Below are 22,485 nucleotides of genomic sequence, written 5' to 3'. Positions count from 1 at the left end.
AACTGCGCCGAGCTGATATTGCAGACCGGCTGCATCGAGCCCACCTCTATGCCGAACCAGCCAAGGAGACGCACATGACTTCTCCCCAGCATCGACTCAGTACGGTTGGACATCTCAGAACCGCAGTCCTGGCTGCCCTGCTGTTCACCGCGCCCCTCTTCGGCACCACGTCTGCCGCGCAGGCGACCGCGCCGCATGCGACCGCGACGGTCGCCGTCGCCCAGTGGAGCGGCTGGGCCGAGGTGCCGGGCGGCGGCGCAACGCCCGACAGTCCTGCCGCCGTCTCCTACAACGGCGCTCAGAACGTGTTCGTGCGGGGCACGGACAATGCCATCTACCGCAATGTGCTCAGTGGCGGCGCGTGGAGCGGCTGGGCACAGGTGCCCGGCAACGGCGCCACCCCTTCGGCCCCCGCCGCTGTGGTTCAGGGCGGCGCGCTCAACCTCTTCGTGCGTGGTACGGACAATGCCATCTACCGCAATGTGCTGAGTGCTGGCGCGTGGAGTGGGTGGGCGCAGGTGCCCGGTAACGGCGCCACGCCTTCAGCTCCGGCAGGTGTGGTGTTCGGCGGTGCGCTTCACCTGTTCGTGCGTGGTACGGACAACGCCATCTACCGCAATGTGCTCAGTGGCGGCGCGTGGAGCGGCTGGGCACAGGTGCCCGGCAACGGCGCCACCCCGTCCGGCCTTGGGGTCGACACCTTCACCGGCACCCTCCAACTGTTCGCCCGAGGCACCGACAACCGTATCTACCGCAACGTGCTCGTACCATGACGGACCGCCGGGTCGAGGAGGCGACAGCGGCCTTCTCGACCCGGCCGAGCATGTCCCGCAACCGGACCTCAGTCCTTGAGTCGCTGTGTGATGCGACTATCCAGCAGGTTCTGCCGTCCCAGGCGCAGCACGCGATGGTGACGAGGCGTGGGAAGCGCGGCGTGCGTTGTCTGCGGCTATCCGCGTGCTGCCCCGTGCTGGTCAGCGGCGTGACTCAGTGCTATGCCCTCAGATGCCCAGCAACATCTCCTGCCCTCCTGACCCTCGCCGCAGCCGTGACGACCACGAGCGTCAGGCACAGCAGCGCCAACGTCACCACCAGCGGGTTGACGAAGGCGGGCACCAGATCGGGCCCGCATGTGGTGTCGTGAAGCGGCCACAGGCTCGTTGCTCCGACAGACGACACGGGGTGCTCATAGCCGACGGCAGTCCGCGAGGCGATCACACATCGGTCCTCGGCATCGGTCATCAACAAGGAAGTCGTTCGGGCCAATCCGTATCCGTAGGAGGCGATCGCGGCCATCGCCATCCCGGCGCTCAGCGGCCATTCCCACCGACCTGACGCCGGCGATGCGCCCTGTCCGCCGGCGAGGCGTGCCAATGCCAGAATGACTAGCGCACAGGCGCCCACTGCGACCAACGGCCAGCCCAGCGCGACCAGTACGAGCACGAGGTAGAGCGCTGCCATGAGACAGCAACCTAGTCACAGCCGGCAAGAGATCCCAACCTCGCTGACCTAACAGAGCTCATGACTGCCCAAGGGGCGTCGGCGTCCAGCCCTTCCGCTCATCGCCAAGATCGAGTGCACTCAAAGGTTTGTGCCACTCAACTGTGTCCGTGGCCCGGCTTCAGAGGGCGACCTGTCGCCACACCATGTCAGGGGCGGGCCGGGGTCTCCGCTGCAAAGGTGACGATCCGTGCAGCGAGTTCGCCGGGATGCCAGAGAACCACGTCATGGCTGGCGTCGGGGATGATCTCGGCGACCGCGTTCGGCATCCTGGCGGTGACCGTGGCGGCGACCTCCTGGGCGTCGTAGAGCTGGCTGTGGCCGCCGAGCAGCACCAGCGTGGGCGCCGTGATCCGTTCGAACTCGTCGTCGGTGAGTGGGGTGGGCAGGATGTGCCCGCGCCGGAAACCGAACGTGGCTTTGACCAGTGGCATCGCGTCGTCGTCACGCAACGCGAGGTTGCGCAGCGGCCGGGCCAGCGCGTGCCGGACCAGCTTGGGCGCGAAGCTCGCCAGTCCGTTCACGATCATCCAGGTCAGGAACTTCCCGCTGACCTTCCCGAAGCCGCCCGGGTCGAGCAGCGTGAGACCCGCGACCGCGTGCGGTGAGCGCAATGCGTGGCGTAGGGCGATCCAACCACCGTACGAGGTGCCAACCAGGTGGGCGCGGCCGACGCCGAGCGCCGTCAGGACCTCGTCGAGCCATGCGGACCATTCGTCGCCGCTGTCGATGGCGCGGGTCTGGACGGACGGGCCGGGCTCGCCGACGGTGTCGATCGCGATGACCGGGCGGGACGCGGCAAGCCGGCCCGCGTAGGCATGCCACATCACTGCCGGCCCACCCGAGCCCGGCAGCAGCACGAACGGAGTGCCGTCGCCGGAACCGAGCCGGTGAATGCGGGTCGTGCCGAAGCTCGTGACCACATCGGAGTCAACGGACGTGGACGGCCAGAGCCGGGCGACGGCTTCGTAATAGACGGTGAGAAAGCGCTCGCGGGCTTGATCATTGCGGAACTCGCCGACCGGCATCGTGGCCTCCGTCCAACGCTTATGATGATACGAGCGTATCATCAACCTATGCCGAAACGGGTAGATCATGAGCAGCGACGGCGGCAGATCGGCGAGGCGCTGCTACGGATCGCGAGCACACGCGGCCTGCAGTCGGCCACCATGCGCGAGGTGGCCGCCGAGGCCGGTGTTTCGCTGCGGCTGGTGCAGTACTACTTCCACACCAAGGAACAGCTACTGCTGGCCGCGCTCGCCTACCTCGCCGAACAGCTCACCGAACGGGTGTCGGCAAGCATCCGAGCGCTCGGCCCGGTCACCGCACGCACCGTCGTCTACGGCACGCTCACTGCGGTCCTGCCTACCGACGAGGAGAGCGTCAGGCTGACGCGCGCCTACACCGGCTTCTACACCCTGCTCTTCAGTAGGGAGGCGGAGATGGCAACCCGGCACGGCGCCACCTACCCCGACAAATTGGAATCACTGCTGGCCACACAAATCACCGCAGCTCAAGAGGGGGGCGAGGTCGCGGCCGACGTGGACCCGGCGCTGACCGCGGCCGCGTTGCTCGCGCTGACCAACGGACTGGGCTCCAGCGTGCTGGGCGGCCAGCGCGACGGCGCCGCAGCCCGGCTGATCCTCGAGGACCAGCTTGGCCGGCTGTTTCACACCGTGGAGTCGTCCACTCCTACCCCCGTCCGAGCGCCTACTCATCGTCGCGACCGACACGAACACACATGAATGACAGAAACCATCGCCGGGACAAAGGTCGCTGGCATGAGGGACACACCTCGATGGCAAAGGACAGAGATGACGCCTGCCGTACATCGATCATCCCGGGCAAAACCGTTCGTTGGCCGCACGCCACGGCCCAGGCCTCGCCGGTCCGCGGCCGACCCAAGATACCGAGCCGACGACCGGAAATCCGCTTGGCGAATCACGTCGACGGCGATGTCTTCGACACGCGAACCTCGGGTGTGGAGGCCGCGCCGGCCGGTCGAGGGTTGACGGGTTGCGGGCGGGTGGTGGCAAGTTCGGCGATGCGGGCCCAGGCCGGGGAGGCGGCGGAGGCGGACGCGAGGGCGAGCAGGCTGGCGGCGCTACCCGGCGGGGTGGCCTCGGCACCCGGGCTCTGCCGGGCGAACCAGGCGCGGGTCCGGGCGGCGAGGGCCGGCAGGCGTGGATCGTCCGGTGGCCAGTCGTACGCCTGGTCGTAGTCGCGGTACAGCTCGCAGAATTCGGGGTCGGCGACGGCGTCGAGTTTGCCGGCGATCCAGGTGGCCGCCTCGCCCGGGGCGGCGGCCTGAAGCAGGATCCACAGTTCGCGTTCGAGCAGGACGCCTCGTTCGCTGACGCCGATGGCGCGGAGCCGGTCCAGGTATCCGGCGACGTCGGCGGTCACGAAGAGCCGGTCGCCGCCGGTCAGCTGGACGATGCGTTCCCGGGTGAGCCGGATCTGTTCGGCGCGTTCGTGCAGGTTGTGGTCGATCTCGTCGATGGCGGCGGCGAACTCGGCGGGGCCGGCGGTGAGGAGCTCGCGGATCCGGGCCAGGGGCACACCCGCCTCGGCCAGCGTACGGATCTTGACGAGCTGAATCGCGTGGCCGGCACCGTAGCGGCGGTAACCGGAGGCGTCCCGGGACGGTTCGGGCAGCAGGCCGCGCTCGTGGTAGACCCGTACCGCCTTGACGGTCACGCCCGCGTAGGCGGCGAGCCGGCCGATGGTCAGCAGATGCCGGTCATCGGCCGGGTAGTCGGTCATGGTCCGCATCGTGTCAGATCCCGGCACGGCGAGTCATCCTGCCGCCGGAGGACCGGTACCGGGCCCCGGTCCGGTCCGTGACCGCGTGGTAGGAGACCAGGTAGTGGGCGGGAAGTGCGTCGAGCGGGAAGCCGGCCGGAGCGAACAGGCCGGGGCCGACCGCCACGTACCGCATCGGGGGTGCGGTGAACGGGCCGCCGATGAAGCCGGTGAAGATGCGTTCCTGGTCGGCGTCGGTGGGCTCGTAGGTGACGTGTTCCTCCAGTTCACCGTCGACGATTCGCACGTCCACCCGGAGCTGGTTCGACCGGTAGGTGCCGGCGTACGGCCGCAGGTCGATGGTCTGCGGCGCCCAGGTGGGGATCGTGGACGCGCCGGCCAGACCGGACAGGAACTCGTCGTGCAGTTCCAGGGCGCGTGGGTCGTTGCCGTAGGCGGCGAACACCAGATCCTGTTCCGGGATGACGGCCAGGACCGCGACGCCCCCGGGTGAGGCGCCGGTCATGGTCAGGACGGTGGTGTCTCCGACGGTGCGGATCAGCCAGCCGAGGCCGGACGGCGACGCTGCGGGCGTACCGGGATCGCTGTTGATCTCGCGCATCGCCGCAAGGGACTCGGGGGAGAGCAGCCCAGCGTCGAGGTGGAGGCGGCCGAAGGCCAGCAGGTCGCTGATCGTGCCGATCGGGGTGCCGCCGGCCGCGGCCCACGTCGCCGGCAGCGTGAACATGCTGGTCGGCCGGGACGGGCCGGGGAAATGCCCGACGGCGGTGGATCGCAGGATGGCCTGTTCGGCGGAGGTGACCGAACCGGTCATCCCGGCGGGTGGGAAGAGGTCACGTTCGAGCAGGTCGTGGTAGGTGCGGCCGGTGATCGCCTCGAGCAGATGACCGGCGACGATCATGCCGCCGTTGGAGTAGCTGAGGTGCTCACCCGGCGCGAAGAGGCTGCCGCACTCGCGGGCCAGACGTTCCAGGTAGTGGCTGCGCGGGAAGAACAGGTCGGCGTCGATGCCGCTGGTGTGGTTGAGCAGGTGCCGGACCCGGATCTCGCCGGCCGCCCCGGAACCGGCCAGCCGGAAGCCGGGCAGATGGTCGACGACCCGCGACTCCAGGTCCAGGCGGCCCTGCTCGACCTGCCGCATGACCAGCGTCGTCGTCATGACTTTGGTGATGGATCCGAAGAGGAATCCGGTGTCGTCGCGCATCGGGGCACCCGTCGCCGTGTTGGCGATCCCGTGCACGACGACACTCCGCTGTCCGGCACGGTCGATGCCGGCGAGGTATCCAGGGATCTCGTTGTCGCGGCAGAAGCCGGCGGCGCGCTCGTCGATGTTCATGCCACCGATCCTGGAACCCTGCCCCTGGGGCAAGGTCAAGCCCCGGCGCGCCGACCACCGCATTCACCCGGGCAACCGGTGGACTCCCGCGGTGTTCCACCATGAGGCGACCGCTCGCAGGTGTGCAGGTGTCCGGGTATCTGCGGCGATCAAAGGGAGCAGGCCATGGCCGCCCTTAGTTGCCATGGCCTGGATGAGTCTGTGCGCGACGGCGTCGGTCGGTGCGTACGGCCGGTCGCTCGGAGGCCGTAGGTGTCGCTCGACGGCCGCCCGCCAGTAACTCTCGGGGCTGTTTCCGGGGATCTGGCCGAGCGCTCGGGCCGCCGCCTCGTGCACCGGGGTCGGGTGCTCGCGGGCGAGCAGGAGACGCTGGAACGGGGTGTGATCCACCGGCACCGCCATCGCTGCCAAGCCGTTCACCATGGCCGCCACGTGCGCCGAATCGGCTCGGGTGCGTCCACCGGCCAGTTCGCCGGCGAGGACGTCGGCCACCGGACGTGCGTAAGGCGATGCCCCGATCATCATGCCGGCATGCAGGCGCACGGTCAGGTCAGGACTGAACAGCAGGTCGGCGAGCACTGCGATCAGCGTTTCGTCGGCATCCGTGGGCGCCTCGTCGAGGCGGCTCATCGCGGCCAGCGCCAACTGGTTGGCCAGCGCATCGGCCCCGGCGGGCGCGTATGCCGTGCCCGGACTCGCTGTCTCCGCCCGGGCCCGGAGCCGATGCAACGCGGGGCTGGCCGACGAGGTGGTCGCCTGGCGCAGCACATTGGCGACGTACCCGCCGACGGCGACGGAGCAGGCCGTGGGCGTGACGATGGCGTTGAGCCGGTCGACCAGGAGCGGCAGGACCGCGCGCGGAACGGTGTGGCGAGCCATCTTGCCGACGGCGGCGGTGACAGCGCCACAGAGAGCACGTTCCCCTGTGGGGGCCGACAATTGACGGAGCAGGACCCGAACAGCCTCAGGATGCTCCGCATGCTCGAGAAGTGACAGCGGCTCCAGGCGAATCTGGTGCACCGAGCTCGCGGCGTCGCATGCCGCCACCGCATCGGCTCGGCCGCGCGGATGCCGCAGTAATCGGAAGCAAGCCTGGTTCCGTAGGGCCCACTCGGCGCCGGTTGTGGTGGTCAGCTCGGCAAGCAGCCGGGCGGACAGCTCTTCCCACGCCGTTCGCGGGTGCAGCAATGCCTGGGGATACGCCGACAGGCGCGCAGTCAGCTCGTCCCAGGCCACACCGCTCACGGGCATGGCGGAGAGGGCCTGTTCGAGCAGCGCGTGCAAACGCGCGACGCCACCGTCCGGCTCGAGTCCGCGACCGGGCTCGGCGGAGAGCCGGGGCGGGCTGCCAGCCGGACCGCGCCCGAGCAGGTAGGCGATCGCGACAAGGCGATGCGTCGGCAGACCTAGCAGCTTCTCGTAGTTGTGCAGCGTCGAGTAGTCCACTGTTGCTGTGGCGGTCTCCCACCGGGAGACCTGAGCGGCGCTGGCGGGGTGATGGGTGGCTTGGCTCCGCAGCGCGGCGGCGAAACGGGTCCCTGTGCGCATGGTTCGGTCCGGGCCCAAGATGCGATTGACCCGCAGCAGCCAGGCGAGGCGGTGCCGCGCCGTGGCGATACCGGCGTTGCGTACGGCCAGTGCCGAGGCCTGATCCGACTCCGAGCAGGGATCCATCGACCACGGAGCGGCGGAATGTGCCGCTTCGGCGCGCACCGAGACGGTGGGTCGCATCCGTCCATCCTAGAAGTCAGCCTCCTGTCGTGGACGGGCCGCCGGCGACTGACCCATGGCCAGCGACAGTCGGCCTGGATCGGTCGAAGGGTCGCGTGATGGTCTTTTGCGTGGATCAGGCTCGCCGTGGCGGCCCGCCCCCGTGACGCGCGCCGACCTACCGTGACTTCACGGGACGATCTCTGAACAGGCCCCGAGCCAGCCTCTCAGTACTGGACCAAAAGGTCGTACCACCCGGGCCAGCGGCTGTTCGGCACACATTTGGCGCTTTCTACTCGCGGGTACCATGACCACGCCGCACGCTGGCAGTCCTCAATCGATCGGTATGACCAGATGTAGATCCAGGGGGCTCGCGAGACGCTGGACGCTTCTGCCGCTACCGAGGAGCCCGACGCTGTTTGCGCTGAAACTGGCGTCGTGCCCGCCAGGGTTCCGGCCAAGACGCTCGCCGTCATCACGATCGCCGAAACGAAGCGCCGCCGTGTCAAATCTTTCGACATTGTTGCCTCCACATCTGATATGCGCGATGTCCCTCGACGGTAGCCAGGATGGCGTCGCCACTCCGGAGCCGTTGCAAAAGAAAATGCGACTGCAACATCGGGGTATGAATGCGCCGACCTCCATTACAATGTCTGCGCCCAGATGAGGAGATCAACCACTGGTGTGGCCGATGAAATCTGCGGGCACACCGGTATTCACGCCGCACTCGCCGATGCCGAGTTTGTGGCCGCGCCGTGATGATCCCTCCGGCCCGTATGGCAGAAGTTTCCGTACGTCATAAAAATGAAATAATTGTCGAGGTTCCGATTCTAGTGGATTTCTGTGATCGTGCTAACTTCCACCGGTCTGAATGTTCCTGACGGCATCGGCAGTTGCTGCCCATGCTTCAAGATGGACAACATGGGGATGCCCCGCCGGTGTAACTTCTCCAAGGTCATCCGATATCAGGCAAGCTGTCGCGCCATTCGGTGTCAGCTGTGGTTCACCAGGTCACTCCGCTCGTTCTCAGCGGCTCCCTGCGCGGGGCGCTGCGATCCCTGGCCTGGCTGGCCACATTCCCGGCAACAACCATCGTTCCTGGCCACGGGCCGCTGCTCCGCGCCGCCGATCGCGGCGAGGTCTTCGGTGCCATCGCCCGCTACTACCGACTGGTTTCGTGGCGGGCATCCAGGACGTCGCACGTCCGACGGGTGCCCGCCGGTCCCTCGGCGAGTGTCTGGGGCAGTTCTCCACTTGCGCGACCAGCCTCCCTGTGTAACCCTGAAGTTACTTCGAGAGTAGCCAAGGTTCCTTTAAGAGTTGTGTAAGTTACTTCCAGGGGCCACGCGGGCACGCAACCGGGAGGAGAAGAATCATGACCACCCCCAACTCCCGGCAGCGCCTCGGCCGGCTGCTCGACGTCGCGTTGCTCGCCTGGGGTGCGTCGTCGGCCGTCGCGTTGCTCGCCAACGGAATCAACGACGTCCGGCAGGCACCCGGTTGGCCGCGCTGGCTAGAGCTGACCTACCTCGTCGGTGTCCTGCTGGCAGTGCCGGCCCTCCTCGTTGCCTACTGGGCCAAGTCCCGGCTCAAGCAGCTCGGCGCCGTCCTCGACGACGAGCAGACCGCAGCGACCCACACCCGCTCGATGGCCGCCGCCCTGGTCGGTGTCCTCTGCGTCCAGTTGCCGTTCTTCTTCCACGTCGAGATCGCTTCGGTGGCGCAGGCCAAGTTCACTGTCGCGGCGGCGCTGGTGACCTACGGCGCGGCGCGGCTGTGGCTCAACCGGGACGCCTGATGAGCCCGACCGCCGCCGCCCACCCGCTCCGCAATCGAATCAAGGTGGAACGCGCCCGCCACAACCTCACCCAGGAACAACTCGCCGACCTGGTCGGCGTCACCCGCAAGACCATCAACACCGTTGAGACCGGACGCTTCGTCCCCTCCACGATTCTCGCGCTCAGACTCGCCAAAGCCCTGCACATCACGGTCGAGGAACTGTTCTATCTCGCCGACGAGCAGTGAGCACCACCCCGGCCCCGTCCGCACGAGGGAGCATCCCGGTGACCATCCGACTCCTGCGCCTGACTCTCTGCGCCACTATCGCCCTGATCACTCTGAGCACCGGCGCGCCCGCCGCCGCGGCCACCGTGCACCCCGACGGCTCCACGCTGCGCTGGGGCGACTGCCCCACCGACGTCACAGCACATCCCCGACAGCAATGCGCCGCCCTGCTGGTGCCACTGGACTACCGCCGGCCCCACGGCCGGCAGATCACCATCACGCTGTCCCGGATCCGCGCCGCGGACCCCGCACGACGCCTCGGCACCCTCGTGCTCAACCCCGGCGGCCCCGGCGTCGGCGGGCTCAGTGAGCCCTCGGACCGGTATGGCCCCTCCGAACCACCGGAACTCCGCGACCGCTACGACCTGGTCGGCTTCGACGCCCGCGGCATCCGGCACAGCACTCCCGTCACGTGCGGTCTACCCGCGCCGAACCCGCTGGTGCGCTACCCCGCACCCGACGGCTCCATCGAGCACACCATCTCCTACGCCAAGCAGACCGCCGACGCCTGCCGGCGCCACTCCGCGGATGTCCTGCCGCACATCACCACCGCCAACACCGCCCGTGACCTCGACCGCATCCGCGCCGCCCTCGGCGAACAGCGGATCTCCTACCTGGGGCTGTCCTACGGCACCTACCTCGGAGCGGTGTACGCCACCCTGTTCCCGCACCGCACGGACCGGGTCGTCCTGGACAGTGCCATCGACCCCGACCGCGTCGGTTACGACTTCGTCCGCCTCGGTGCGCTCGGCCTGGCGCAACGACTACCCGACGCCACCCGCTGGATCGCCGATCGCCACCAGACCTACCGCCTCGGGCGCACCCCCGAGCAGGTCCACCGCCGCTACCGGGCGCTGACCGCTGCCCTCGACAGCGCACCCGTCGCACACCCCCAGGGGCCTCTCACCGGCAACTGGTTACGCCACTACACCCTCAGCATGCTGCGCCTGCGCGAAACAGCGGGCTTCGCGGACCTCGCCGAGATCTGGCAGTACCTTGCCGAGCGGTCCACCGCGACCGCCCCGGTCACCACCAGGGCCGACCAGCCCATCGCACTCACGCCGACAGACAACCGGAAGGCCGTCGAACTCGCCGTCGGCTGCGGCGACGTAGCCTGGCCCCGCGACATCAACCACTACATCCGAGCCGTCCGAGCCGACCGCCACCGCTTCCCCGACGACGCCGGACGCTCCGCCAACATCACCCCGTGCGCCTTCTGGCCGGCCCCCGTCGAAGCACCGGTCCGGGTCGCCGATCGCGGCCCCCGCAACATCCTCATCCTGCAGAACCTGCGCGACCCCGCCACCCCGTGGACCTCGGGGTACGGCCTGCGCCGCGCCCTCGGCCACCGCTCCACCATGATCAGCGCGGACAGCGGCGGACACCTCGTCATCGGAACCAACCAATGCGCCACCAACCTCGCCCTGCGTTACCTCACCACCGATGCGAGAACCCTGCCCCGGGATCAGAACTGCCCACCCACCCCCGCCGGCCCGACACCATAAGGCCACCTACCCACACACCCGGCGGGCGGTCCGGGACACCGTCACCACCATGACGGTGTCCCGGGCCGGGGGACCGGTCGATGCCTACGGCGCCTCGGCGGCGGCCGTATGTGGTTCGAGCCGCCCGTGCTGGGCGACGAGACCGCCGGGCCGGGATTCGAACACGACCGCCAAGGGCGCCGCGACGAACACCGAGGAGTACGTGCCGACGGCGATGCCGATGAGCAACGCCAGAGCGAAGTCCACCAGGGAATCTCCACCCAGTACGGCGAGCGCGGCGAGGATGAAGACCGCGCCCAGACCGGTGTTGACGGTGCGCGGCACGGTCTGCAGACAGCCCGTGTTCGCCAGCCGTGCGAACGGGATCCGCCGGTTGTTCGTCGCCCGGGCCATCTCCCGGATGCGGTCGAAGGTCACGACCGAGTCGTTGACCGAGTAGCCGATCACGGTGAGCAGGGCGGCGAGGAAGACGCCGTCGATGGGCCGGCCCAGCCAGGCGAACACCCCGATCAGCAGCAGCACGTCGTGGAGCATGGCCAGCACCGTGGCGGCGCCCCACTGCCAGCGGAACCGCACCGCGAGGTAGGCCAGCTGGGCGATCAACGCCACGGCCAGGGCGATGACGGCGTTGCGGCGCAGTTCGGAGCCGAGCGTCGGGCCGATCTTCTCGTCGCGTAGCCGCTGGACATCTCCGCCGCTCGCCCCCGCCAGCGCGGAACGGACACCGGCCTCGGTGGCGTCGTCGAAGTCTCCGGCACGGACGCTGATGTTGCCGTCACCGGATGCGTTGACGACCGCGCGGTCGAGCCCTGCTGACTGGACCGCGGCCCGGGCCTCGTCGACGGGCACCGGCGCCGAGGCGGCGTACTCGACCAGCCGACCTCCGGTGAACTCCACCCCGAAGTTCAGCCCGCGCGCCCCCACACCCGCCAGCGCCAGCACCACGGCAGCGACGGAGAGGCCCAGCCACAGCCGCCGGCGTCCCATGACGTCCGGGTCGCGAGCCTCCAGCTTCTGCCGTACCCAGCCGATTCCGCCCAGCCCGCTCCACTGCGGCCGACGTGCCAGCCAGCGGGCGTTCACCAGCGGAGACGCCAGCACCCGGGTCAGCACCAGGGCGGTGAACATCGACGTCACCACACCGATGGACAGGGTGACGCCGAAACCGCGCACCGGACCGGAGGCGAAGAAGAACAACAACCCGGCCGCGAGCAGAGTCGTGACGTTGGAATCCGCGATCGCCGACCAGGCGTTGGCAAAACCCGACCGGAGCGCGGTACGCAAGCTGCGCCGCGTTCCACCGCCGGCGTACTCCTCCCGGGCACGTTCGAAGATCAGCACGTTGGCGTCGAGTGCCATGCCGATCGCCAGGACGAAGCCGGCCAGCCCCGGCAGAGTCAGGGTGGCGCCGATGGCCAGCAGCGACGCGTACGAGATGAGGCCGTAGAAGATCAGTGCGATGGCCGCGACACCACCGACGATCCGGTACACGGCGATGATGAACAGGATCGTGGCGATCATCCCGAGGACGGCGGCCGTCGCTGACGCGTCGATAGCGGCCTTGCCGAGGCTCGGACCGACCGTACGCTGCTCGATGACCTCGACCGGAACCGGCAGCCCACCGGCACGGACGAGCAACGCCAGGTCCTTCGCCTCCGCCTCGGTGAATGATCCGGTGATCTGCGTCCGGCCGCCGCTGATGCCGGCTTCGCAGACGACATCCGCGTTGACCTGGGGTGAGGAGATCACCTCTCGGTCCAGCACGATGGCCACCCGCCTGGCCGGGTCACCGGCCGGGGCGCAGGCGGCCGTGCCGGTCAGCTTCCGCCAGGCCTCACCGCCGGTGCCGCGGAAGTCGAGGTCGACCTGCCAGCCGCCGAACTGACCGAGCGACGCCGCGGCACCGTCGACCTGTTGCCCGGAGAGCACGGCCGGGCCCAACCGCAGCGGTTGCCCGTCCTCCGACGGCAGCACGATCTCTTCGGGCGTGGCCTGTGCCGGGGCTGACGGCCCCGCCGACGGCGCCGGCTGCTCAGGTGCGACACCGAGGACCGGCCGGAAGGTCAGTTGAGCGGTACGGCCGATGACCCGTACCGCCTCGGCGGGTTCGGTCACCCCCGGCAGTTCGACGATGATGCGCCGCTCGCCGGAGCGAGCCAGGGTCGGCTCGGCCACACCGAGCTCGTCGACGCGGCGGCGCAGCACCTCGAGCGCCTCGTCGGTGGTGACGGCGTCGGCCTTGGCGAACTCACCGTCACGGGTTTCGAGAACTATCTGGGTTCCGCCGCGCAGGTCCAGCCCGAGCCGAGGCGGCCGGGTGGCGAGCAGCCATCCCGATACCGCCAGAACGACCAGGGCAAGAACCGCGCGCACGGCAGTGGCGCGTGACATTTCGGATGCTCCTCAACGCAGGAAGACCCGCGTGGCCGCCGTCAGGCTCCACCGCGGGTGGAAGGAAAGGACGCTGTTACGCCGATCGGCGTGGTGGCGCCCGTCCTCGTACCGCGTGCAGGAGCATCGACGGCGTCTTGGCCGGGGCCGTCCTTACGGCAGCCGACCACCGGCCACGCGGCTGAGTGCCGAGCAGCAGCGCCACGAGCGCGGCCACGACCAGCAACAGCGGCCCCGGCGACGGCTTGCCGGTCAGCCGGGCTTCCGGCACCACCGGGGTGACCGAGTGCGGCACCACGGCGGCGATCGCCAGGCGAGGCACCTCGCCCATCGCCACGGACTCACCGCGGCCCAGGCCGACCAGAGCTGCCCAGGCGATGCTGAGAACCAGCACCAGGGGCAGCGCGGCGAAACGGCAGCCCCGCCGCACCCGCTGGTCACCCCACAACGCCCGGCCCCCTCATCCGAAGAGCCGAGCCTACCGCGTTGATTCACGCGCGCCGGTCCCGTCGCGGGCGCGCTCGGGTGGTTGTCCGGCTCAGCCCGCCCGCAGTTGCGCCCGCACCTGCTGCAACTCCTGAACCATGGGATGCCCCGCTCCGTAAGCCGCTCGCAGCCCTTCGATCGCGTCCTCCAGCAACGGCAGGGCCTCAGCGACCCGCCCCTGGTTGGCCCGGATCGCCGCCAGATTCACCTGACTGTCCAGTGTCTCCGGATGGCGCCGCCCCAGCACCCGCCGCCGCGCCTCGAGCACCGCGGCGGTCTCCCGCTCCGCCTGACCGGCCTTCCCCCGCGCGCTGAGCACCGCCGCCAGACTGTTGCGCGTGGTCAAGACATCCGGGTGCTGATCGCCGAGAACCCTGCTGCGTTCGGCCAGCACCTGGCGGAACATCTCCTCGGCCGGCCCCAGCTTGTTGAGGTGGAACAACACAGCCGCCAGGTTGTGGCGGCTGATGTGCGCCTGGTCGCCCGGGTCGCCGTTCCGGGCCAGGTCGGCCAGGATCGCCCGGTACATCCGCTCCGCCTCGGCGAGCCGGCCCGGGGTGCCGCGCAGCGTGCCCGCCAGGGCGTTGCGGCTGGTGACGGTGTCCACGTGGGTGGCACCAAGGGTACGGGTCCGGCGCGCGACGGTGTCCCGCAGCAGCCCCTCGGCCTCGTCGTGCCGGTCCAGGTGCACCAGCACGATCGCCAGGTTGTTCGCGGCGCTCAGGGTGTTCTCGTCGTTCTGGCCGCGCAGGCGTTCCCATCCCGACAGCGCTTGCCGGTAGGTCTCCTCGGCGTCGGACAGGTGTCCGGCGTCCTGGAGCACCCGGCTCAGGTCGTTGAGCACGGGCAGCCGTTTCGCCGGGTCGCCCAGCCGGACGTCGGAGAGCCACTCCAGCAGCTCGATGGCCTGCTTCCGGTCGGCCGGCTCGTCGGCGAGGATCAACGCGTACCGGTGGGCGAGCTCCAAGGTCTCCGGGTGTTCCTGGCCCCGCTCCCTGATCGACGAGTCGAGCAGTGCGCCGACCGCGAGCTTCGGCGGAATGGTGACGGTGGCCTGCGGGACTTCGCCGCTGCGATCCACGGTCACCGAGATCTCGCCGAACTCCCCGAACGGCGTGGTGACGGTCTCGACCTGCTCGGTGGTGGGCTCGACCTTCGGCTTACGGCGGAACCATTTCATCGCGTACCTCCAGGGTTCGACCATTCCAGACCGACGCCAAGATCGGGAGGCAGCTACCGTCCACTGTGCACATACCCGGCCCACAACGTCGGCGTGCCGGGATAGGCGTCTCGGCAACGCTCGACCGCGGCGTGCAGCCCAGCGGCCGCCCCCGATCCCGCGCACAGGCCTTCGTGCAGGTCCACCGCGACGGCCCGGGCGATCCGGTCGTTGACCGGCCACAGCGCACCCACCACCTCCGGATAGCCGGCCAGCTGGAACGCCGACGTGAGGTGCAACGCCTCGTCCGGCAGGCGCGCGGTGGTGCGCGACGTCTCGCACGCGGAGAGCACCGCGAGGCGGGCACCGCTCAAATCAAGATCAGCAATATTCCGTACGGTCAAAGCCCGCACCTGATGATCGTGCAGCAACAGGCGGCTCGCCGAAGGATCCGCGGGATCCGCCACGGCGTGGCAGGCGAAGTGCACGCCCGGATGGTCCGCCAGCGCCTCGCGGACAGCGGCGGCGGTCGCCTCGGGCCCGCTGAGCACGGTGGCCGCGGTCAGCTCGGCCACCGCCTTCGCCTCACGCCCGGCCTGGGGCAGCGGCGGCGCGCCCGGGGTCTGGGCCATCGCGACCACCAGCGTCGGCCCCGGCGCCGGCGTCTGGGCGCGGGCCCGGCGCAGGGCCCGCAGCGTCGGCGTATAGGACGAGATCACCCGCACACCCGCCGCAGCGTGCACCGGCAGCAGCGCAAGCGGCCCGACCGGTGACCACCACACGCGCGGCTGCGGCCCGTCCCCGGCCAGCCGGGCGAGCACGGGGTCGACGATCGTGTGCGCCAGCCAGCGCAGGATCTCGCTCACCGTCCGCTGAGCGGCGCGTTCACCCGGACCCGGCTCGCCCGCCTGCTCCACCGCGGCGGCCAGCTCCGCGGAACGCTCCTCGGCGGCCTGCGGCGTCAGACCAGGCAGCGGCACCACCTCGACGCCGGACGACCGGACTATCAGCGCGTCGCTGCGATAGACGCTGGCGTTGATCAGCACCACCGGCCCGTCCGCCGCGCAGCCATAGAGCTCGGCCGGCTCCGGTGCGCCCAGCAGATTCGCGAACCCGGGCAGCGCCCGGGCTTGAGCCAGCCGCGCACGTAACCGCAGGTCCAGTTCGTGGCGCTCGTCGGCAGCGGACCCGGTGAGCGGCCCGCCGGGGCGGAGCCGGTCGAGCAACACGGCGATGTCGGCGGCCAGTTCCGGGTGCTGTTCGGCGAGCAGGGCCACGTCGTCGCGGCCCTGCGTGGCCTGGCTCAGCAGCACACCGCGTGCCGACTCCAGCAACTGCAGTGCCGTCTCGGGGTGGCCGGCGTGCAGCGCGCACGCTGTGGCGTCCGCCGCCAGACCGTCCAGCCGGCCCAGGCCGTACTCGAGGTCACTGCGGCCCAACCGGCGCGACACCGCCAACGGCAACAGGCGTACGGCCAGAGCGTGCCCGTCATGTGCATGCGCCCATCGACCGGCGTCCGCTTCGGCACGTCCCCACGAGCGGGCGGCGAGCGCGCGGGCCATCGGGCGCAGCCCTGCCGTGGACGCGGCGTCCTGGTAGGCGGCTCCGGCAGCACGCAGCACGGCCGGGTCTCGCGACGCGGCGTACCGGAGTGTGAGCACGTCGGCGTACGCCAGCAGGCACTCGGCGCGCAGCGGCTCGTCCGGCGAGCTCGCCCGCACCGCGGCGCCGAGCGAGGCGACGGCGCGGCGCAGGTCATCCGGGTCGCCACCGGCCTCGTAGCGGGCGAGCCGGAGTTGACCCTGGTTGCCGAGCAGGGCGACGTGGTCGGCGTCGCCGTAGGGCACCCGCTCGGCGGTCTCGTCCAGGGCTGCCAGCGCCTCGCTGAGGTCGGCTGTCCGCCCGGTGAGCGCGAACCGCCGCCGCCGCAGGCCGGCCAGCAGCAGGTCCACGGTGATCTCCCAGCCGCCGTGCGACCGGGCCCGTTCGCCGGCCGCGATCGCCTCGTCCAGCAGGGCTGTCTCGCCGGTGCGCTCGACCAGGCTCAGCGTGGCGGCCATGAAGCTCTGCACCCGGTTGCCCCACGAGCCGTGCTCCGGCGGCGTGGCCTCCAGCGCCTCGCGCAGCAGTCCGGCGCCCTCGCGCAGCGCGCCCTGGTCGTCGGTGTGCCGGCCGCGATCGCTGAGCGCCGTGGCGAGATCGGTCAACCGGTACGGCCGGCCGGGCGTGCCCGCCGGGGTGAGTTCCAGCGCCCGGCGCAGGTGCCGGATGGCCGTCTCACGGATCTGTTCGTCGCCAGTGTGCAGCGCGGTCAGCTGGAGGTTGTTGCCTAGCGAGGCGAGCCGGTCGGCGTGCCGGGGATGGAGCGCTGGGGTGTCCCGGACACAGCGTCGCAGCAGATGGGCGCCGTCGCGCAACACGCCGAGCTCGCGCGTGAGGTGGTAGCGCAGCCGCAGCAGTTCGCCCAGACTCTCCCGGACGTCGGCGGCCAGTGGATCGCCGTCCGCGAGCCGTGCCAAGGCGGCTCGCTGCAGCGCCTCGGCCTCGGTCAGCGGCCCGAGATCACGGTCGCGTTCGGCCATCAGCCGCAGCGTCTCCGATCGGTTCATCGCGATCTGCGGCGGGTCCGTGGGGCGCGGCGGGGGAGTGCAGGACAGGGCGCCCCGCAGGAAGCCGCGGTCGCCGGTCAGCTGGAAGCGGTCGCGGAGGACCGGCGCCAGGTTGTTGAGCACCACGGCCCGCGCCGGGTGCGTACGGGGTATCCGGTCGGCCGTGTCGGCCAGCAGGCGGTGTGCTTCGACGAGATCGGCGGCATCCCCGACGTAGAGAAAACGCTCGCGCAGCGTGGCGGCCAGGCTGGTGATCGCTTCCAGGTCGCCGTGAGCGGCCATGCGGCGCAACGCCCCGATCTCACCGTCGTACGGTGTCCGTGCGGTCACGCACCGAGGCTATCCTGAGTGGCCGACACGGAAGGTGATCGATGACTGACGAACCTCGGCTCGCGATCCTGTGCGCCCGGCTGGGTGCCGACACGGACCCGGTCCGGGCCGTGCCCGCCGTCCGGTCCATGGCGGACCGTGTCGTGGCGCGGCTGCGCTCTGGCGATCCGGTCCTCGAGGACGATTTCGACGAGATCGAGGACGAGCTGATGCGAGCCGGGTACGCCGCGGGACTGAGCTCGACCCGCATCTACCGGCCGCTGCTCGGCGACGGCCGGCCGGTGCTGGAGTTCCTGGCCTGCCCGGGTGGCCGGTGCTCGCGGGTGGAGCTGCCCGACGCCCCGGCCGAGTGCGCTGTCTTCGCCGCGCCGATGACCCGGACCCGGCTCGCCTCGTGACCGTCTTCCTGGAGGCGCTCGGCGGGAAGCTGGCGGAGCGCTGGGTCGCGCTGCTTGTGCTGCCTGGCCTGCTCTTGCTGGCCACCATCGGGGTGGGGCACACCCTGGGGCAGGCTCACTGGAACGACATCGGCCGTCTCGCCGCCGAACTGAACCGTCTCGCCGCCGAGCCCGCGCTGCGCGGCACCGGCACGCTGGTGCTGGTGCTGGCCGGGTTGCTCCTCGCCGCGCTGGGGATCGGCTTCGCGGTGCAGGGCGCGGGCGCCGGAGTGGAACGGCTGTGGCTCGCCGCGCGCCCCCAGCGGCTCGTGACCTGGCGTGCCCGCCGCTGGGCGACCGCGCGGTCGGCGGCGTCGGCGGCCCTGCTCGAAGCCGCCCGCGCCCAGCAGAGCGACGACCCGGCGGTGTCCACGCTGGCCGCCGAGGCTCGCCACCTGCACCTCGTACGCGAAAGACTGGGTGTGACCGCTCCGGCCCACGCTTTCTGGGTCGGTGACCGCCTCGCCGTGCCCGCCGAGCGCGCGGCCACCGCGTACGCCCTCGATCTGGGCGCCGCATGGCCGCGCCTGTGGATGCTTCTGCCGCCCGAGGCGCGCACCGAGCTGGAAACCGCCCGCACCCGTCTCGCCACCGCTGCCCGACTGGCGGCCTGGGCGGCCGGCTACCTCGCTGTGGGCCTGCTGTGGTGGCCGGCCGCTGTGGCTGGCCTGATCACCGCAGTGGTCTCCTGGCGTCAATCCCGCACCGCCGCCGCCGTCCTCGCCGACCTGGTCGAGTCCGTTGTCGACGTGCACGGCCGCCAGCTGGCCGAGACGCTGGGCCTGAGCACGTCGGGAACGCTGACGCCGGAGCTAGGCGCGAAGATCACCGCCCTGCTGCGCAGAGACTTTAACTTTTCACAACACGAGAGCAGCGAAACGTCACTGATTCGTCAGCGTCCACTCGAACATTTCGTAGAGGGGAATGATCTTTAGTCTTTCGGCGGAAACGGGTCCGGCCAGCCACGTGGCCCCGCCGGCGTGGTGGAAAGTGGTTTCAAAATCTGGCGCCGGAGTCACACTCATGAGCACCGAGCTACCTTTGCGGCTGCCCGTTTCGAGTGCTTTTTTCCAGTCGGTCGATAGATGCACCCATTGCCGGGTCATGGGCCGGAGGCCGCCGTCCTGGTTTTTGAAGATCGCATTGATCGCGTTGATCGGCGTCGCATGAAACAGCCGTGGCTGCTCGGTCGGTTCCTTGTAGTCGATGTCGACATGCACCGAGTGACCGTACATGGCCCGGATGTGAGTGTTCGAGCTTTCGAACCGGGTCTCGTCGATGGCTGTGGCAACCGCCAGCACGTCGATGCTGGAAACTCGGAGCCCGTCCGCCCTCAGTTGCCCGGTGAGCACGTCGACGGGGGCCCAACCGGCTGAGTCCCGGGGAATCGCCGGGTTGTGCCGGAGGTGAAAGGCCAGTGCCTTGCTGATGTGCCGGCGCCGGGAGTCCGCAAGGTCGGGTATGGCCAGGCCGGCCGGCGCACCGGTCCGATGGGCCCAAAGGACGAGGAAGTCGCTGGCCAGATCGGCTCCGTGGGCTTTCGAGGCCTCATTCTCAATGAGCCGCAGCAACCGCTGCCCATGCAAACGCCGGACACGGCTGCCGCCGGGTTCGGTGAGCGCCCGCACGGCGCGCGCCATCAGCCCAGCGATGTACCCCTTGAGTAGGTCGTCGTCGCCGACCTCGCCACCGCCCAGGGCGAGCACTCGGCCATACGCGTTCAGGATGCCGAGACGCTGGGACCAGCCGTCCTCGGTGCAGGGCAGGATCGGGACGTCATCAGTCAGCTGAGCCAACTCGTACCCGACCGGCCGCCACCCCACGGCCTCGAGGTCCACGGCGAGGATTCGTTCTTCGTCGGTGACGATCCAGTTGAACGCGTGGGCGTCGCGACGCGGAAAGGAAGGCACCGCCCCTGCCAGCTCCCACCAGCGCTGGAAGTAGGACCGGTCGCCGGCCTGGTCGACGACAACCTTGAGCCAGCGCCCGATCTCCTTGGTCTTCAGCTCCTTGCGCATGCCGTGCGGCGGACCGGCGGTCTGCCGTTCGATCGAATGGATGTAGGCGAGGTACCGGGCCGTAGAGGTGAGCCGGGCCAGCGCGACCGCCGGAGTCTCGGAGCCGATATCGGCGAGCGAGGAGCCGCGGGCGAAACGGCGGACGGTCATCACCGGCCGCAGCTCCCCGGCGCCGTCGGGCAAGCGCTCCTCGATGGCGGTGATGTGGTCGACCAAACCGTATCGGTCGGCCAGGCCGGCCCTGGCGAGGGCCTGCTCGATCACCTCGGCTCGGCGTAGCTCGAGTTGGCTGCTGCGGAACGAGGTGCGCTTGAAGACGAATGTGTCGGTGGAAATGCCGAGGTGGTCCTCGACGGTCAGGGCGTTACTGCGACCGCCGAGATGCCGATGCCGAACGTCGGGGCTGCGGATCGCGCGCGCGGCCGCCGACCGGTACAGCTCGGTCTCGTCGCCGCGGACGATCGCCCGTAGCCACAGCCGATAGCCGGACTCGTGCTCCAGCCTGCGTTCGATGTCGACCATCTCCGACTCGGCGATCGCGCCGTTTTCCTCGATGTCGCGGCCGAGGATGACCAGGGGGTTGCACGAGTTCGGGTCGGACACCGCCTCGTTCAGCAGCCGGGCGATCCCGTCCTTGCGGATCCGCGGGTTGTTCGTCAACGCCGCGAGGTGGATGAAGTCGTCCCCCTGGCGAATCCGGCTGCCCTCGTCGGTGAGCGGCGAGGCGTTTCCCTGCCTGATCCGGGTCGCCTCGCGCAGCGCCGAGATCCTGCGGTCGGTGTGGACGATGGGTGAAACCGAGACCGCGCTCTGCAGGTCCGCGAGGACACGCCGCGATAGCGGCTCGCCCCGCGAACTGATCATCAGCTTGGTGAGCGCCGCGATCAGGTGGTCGACCACATCGAGCCCGCCCCGAGTGTCGTCGATATCGGTGAGCAGGGTATCGAGGGCGTGTTCGGCGAGCCCGAACGGGGTCCGCATGGAGCGGATGACGACCTTCGGATGCCACTTCGGCAGGGCTTTCTCCAACAGGTCGGTGAACGCACTGAGGATCGTGCAACGCACGCGGTCCGCCGGCTCCAGCCAATTCGCATCGAGCGCCTGCTCGATGCTGCTGCGAACGCGTTGCAGGCAGAGCGCCCGAGCTGCGTCCGAGACCGCTGCCTCGGCGAGCCGGAGCCACAATTCGGCTAGATTGAGGCACAGCGCAGGACGCGGCGGATCGGCGTCGGTCTGTTCGTACTTGCGGCGGGCGTCAAGCAAGATGGTGACATCGCCGACGAGGTCGTAAAGACGGGTCGCCGCCTCCAGGTAGTAAGGCATGGCGTCCAGTGCGGGATTGCCGAGGCTCATCGACTCGTCCAGCAGGCCGATGGCGTCCCGCAGCCGCTGTTCCTCGCAGTTTTCGAACCGGGAGATCAACACAGTCGCCACGGCGGCTTTGCCGAGGAACTGGCTGCGGGTGTGCTCGTTTGCCAGATGATCCTCCGCGACCACCCGCTGCAGATACTCCCGAGCGAGCGACAGTGTCCGGGTGAAAACGAACGGCCGCCGCCAATTCAGTTCCCGAGCGTGCTCGTAGAGCGCGATGCCAACGTGCTGACGGCAGACGTGCAGCGACTTGTCGAATTGCATGCCCCCAGGTAGCCCAGCGGCGACAGCGGCAGGGTGCGCTGAGAACCAACGCTCGAAAGCGAGCATCTCCAGGACCGTAAGGCCACGGTGCTCACGGTCCTGCAGATGTTGCCGCCACAGCGCGATCACTTCAGCCGCGCTCGTTCCGGCCCCCAGCAGGGTCGCGAGCGGACTGGGCTTGCCCTCCGTGAAATGAGCCTGCAGCGCGTTGGCGAGCGAGGTCATCCCCAGTTGATCGACGATCCACTCCAGGTCTTTCGCATCGTCGGCCAACTCGGCGGCTGTCTCCTGCGGGTTGATGACGATACGCGGCGGCGGCGAGGGAGCGGCGGCTACGTTTCGCGGCGCTTTGCTGGACGTCCGCTGGAGTCGCCGGGCAACGTCACCCGGCGTCGGAAGTGGGGCACCGCCATCCATGCCGTCACGATAGACGCTCGGTTGTGGCAACGCCGTCGATCCGACCACTCCAGCTCGGAGTTCCGGCCTTGAGGTCGATGCGGCGATCGGCCTACGAACGGGCGTTGCAGTATTGACAACCG

At 69.7% G+C, this 22,485-nt stretch carries 17 protein-coding genes; 7 read left to right on the top strand and 10 right to left on the bottom strand.

Features of this window, described 5'->3' with window-relative positions; translation table 11 throughout:
- The first annotated feature begins 74 nt into the window (after positions 1 to 74).
- A complete protein-coding gene (locus QLQ12_RS36460) occupies positions 75 to 773 on the top strand; it encodes a hypothetical protein (protein ID WP_282765368.1) in 699 nt (232 codons plus the stop codon).
- Between the two features lie 220 nt (positions 774 to 993).
- On the opposite strand, the gene QLQ12_RS36455 is transcribed toward QLQ12_RS36460, so the two are convergent.
- Together QLQ12_RS36455 and QLQ12_RS36450 are read right to left on the bottom strand one after the other, a co-directional pair.
- The gene (locus QLQ12_RS36455) at positions 994 to 1,461 is read right to left on the bottom strand and encodes a hypothetical protein (RefSeq protein ID WP_282765366.1); all 468 of its coding nucleotides are present in this window, start codon (positions 1,459 to 1,461) and stop codon (positions 994 to 996) included.
- Positions 1,462 to 1,649: 188 nt separating this feature from the next.
- Positions 1,650 to 2,570, bottom strand: coding sequence for an alpha/beta fold hydrolase (locus QLQ12_RS36450; RefSeq protein ID WP_282765365.1), 921 nt, complete (start codon positions 2,568 to 2,570; stop codon positions 1,650 to 1,652).
- 6 nt (positions 2,571 to 2,576) lie between these two features.
- Between QLQ12_RS36450 and QLQ12_RS36445 the strand changes: the two genes are divergently transcribed.
- Entirely contained in the window at positions 2,577 to 3,245 is a 669-nt protein-coding gene (locus tag QLQ12_RS36445) for a TetR/AcrR family transcriptional regulator (protein WP_282765363.1), read from the top strand.
- Between the two features lie 196 nt (positions 3,246 to 3,441).
- Here QLQ12_RS36445 and QLQ12_RS36440 read toward each other — a convergent pair whose 3' ends face one another.
- From QLQ12_RS36440 to QLQ12_RS36430, 3 genes are all read right to left on the bottom strand, one after another.
- Positions 3,442 to 4,266, bottom strand: a complete 825-nt coding sequence (locus tag QLQ12_RS36440; protein WP_282765361.1) for a MerR family transcriptional regulator — start codon at positions 4,264 to 4,266, stop codon at positions 3,442 to 3,444.
- Positions 4,267 to 4,279: 13 nt separating this feature from the next.
- Positions 4,280 to 5,602, bottom strand: coding sequence for a serine hydrolase domain-containing protein (locus QLQ12_RS36435; protein WP_282765359.1), 1,323 nt, complete (start codon positions 5,600 to 5,602; stop codon positions 4,280 to 4,282).
- Positions 5,603 to 5,665: 63 nt separating this feature from the next.
- On the bottom strand, positions 5,666 to 7,333 hold the full coding sequence (locus QLQ12_RS36430; protein WP_282765357.1) for a hypothetical protein: 1,668 nt from the start codon (positions 7,331 to 7,333) through the stop codon (positions 5,666 to 5,668).
- Positions 7,334 to 8,687: 1,354 nt separating this feature from the next.
- Here QLQ12_RS36430 and QLQ12_RS36425 point away from each other — a divergent pair.
- From QLQ12_RS36425 to QLQ12_RS36415, 3 genes are read left to right on the top strand one after another with little or no spacing between them, the layout of a single operon-like run.
- Entirely contained in the window at positions 8,688 to 9,110 is a 423-nt protein-coding gene (locus tag QLQ12_RS36425; RefSeq protein ID WP_282765355.1) for a hypothetical protein, read from the top strand.
- Positions 9,110 to 9,337 (top strand): helix-turn-helix transcriptional regulator, encoded by a 228-nt coding sequence (locus QLQ12_RS36420; protein WP_282765353.1) that lies wholly within the window; start codon positions 9,110 to 9,112, stop codon positions 9,335 to 9,337. Before QLQ12_RS36425 ends, QLQ12_RS36420 begins: the two co-directional genes overlap by 1 nt.
- 38 nt (positions 9,338 to 9,375) lie before the next feature.
- On the top strand, positions 9,376 to 10,881 hold the full coding sequence (locus QLQ12_RS36415) for an alpha/beta fold hydrolase (RefSeq protein ID WP_282765352.1): 1,506 nt from the start codon (positions 9,376 to 9,378) through the stop codon (positions 10,879 to 10,881).
- A gap of 84 nt (positions 10,882 to 10,965) precedes the next feature.
- On the opposite strand, the gene secD is transcribed toward QLQ12_RS36415, so the two are convergent.
- The 4 genes from secD to QLQ12_RS36395 form a co-directional block, all read right to left on the bottom strand.
- Positions 10,966 to 13,272, bottom strand: coding sequence for a protein translocase subunit SecD (gene secD, locus QLQ12_RS36410; RefSeq protein ID WP_282765350.1), 2,307 nt, complete (start codon positions 13,270 to 13,272; stop codon positions 10,966 to 10,968).
- 76 nt (positions 13,273 to 13,348) lie between these two features.
- A complete protein-coding gene (locus QLQ12_RS36405; protein ID WP_282765349.1) occupies positions 13,349 to 13,720 on the bottom strand; it encodes a hypothetical protein in 372 nt (123 codons plus the stop codon).
- Between the two features lie 90 nt (positions 13,721 to 13,810).
- On the bottom strand, positions 13,811 to 14,938 hold the full coding sequence (locus QLQ12_RS36400) for a tetratricopeptide repeat protein (protein ID WP_282765348.1): 1,128 nt from the start codon (positions 14,936 to 14,938) through the stop codon (positions 13,811 to 13,813).
- A 53-nt stretch (positions 14,939 to 14,991) separates the two neighbouring features.
- Entirely contained in the window at positions 14,992 to 17,856 is a 2,865-nt protein-coding gene (locus tag QLQ12_RS36395) for a CHAT domain-containing tetratricopeptide repeat protein (protein WP_282765347.1), read from the bottom strand.
- A gap of 41 nt (positions 17,857 to 17,897) precedes the next feature.
- Here QLQ12_RS36395 and QLQ12_RS36390 point away from each other — a divergent pair, with 41 nt between their 5' ends.
- The gene (locus QLQ12_RS36390) at positions 17,898 to 18,254 is read left to right on the top strand and encodes a hypothetical protein (RefSeq protein WP_282765346.1); all 357 of its coding nucleotides are present in this window, start codon (positions 17,898 to 17,900) and stop codon (positions 18,252 to 18,254) included.
- Entirely contained in the window at positions 18,251 to 19,228 is a 978-nt protein-coding gene (locus tag QLQ12_RS36385; protein WP_282765345.1) for a hypothetical protein, read from the top strand. Before QLQ12_RS36390 ends, QLQ12_RS36385 begins: the two co-directional genes overlap by 4 nt.
- On the opposite strand, the gene QLQ12_RS36380 is transcribed toward QLQ12_RS36385, so the two are convergent.
- On the bottom strand, positions 19,175 to 22,363 hold the full coding sequence (locus QLQ12_RS36380; RefSeq protein WP_282765344.1) for an RNA 2'-phosphotransferase: 3,189 nt from the start codon (positions 22,361 to 22,363) through the stop codon (positions 19,175 to 19,177). The two genes, QLQ12_RS36385 and QLQ12_RS36380, sit on opposite strands and share 54 nt — an antisense overlap.
- Positions 22,364 to 22,485 lie beyond the last annotated feature (122 nt).

Source organism: Actinoplanes sandaracinus (assembly GCF_030009775.1).
Classification (GTDB): Bacteria; Actinomycetota; Actinomycetes; order Mycobacteriales; family Micromonosporaceae; genus Actinoplanes; species Actinoplanes sandaracinus.
This window is presented reverse-complemented; position numbering and strand designations above follow the sequence as displayed.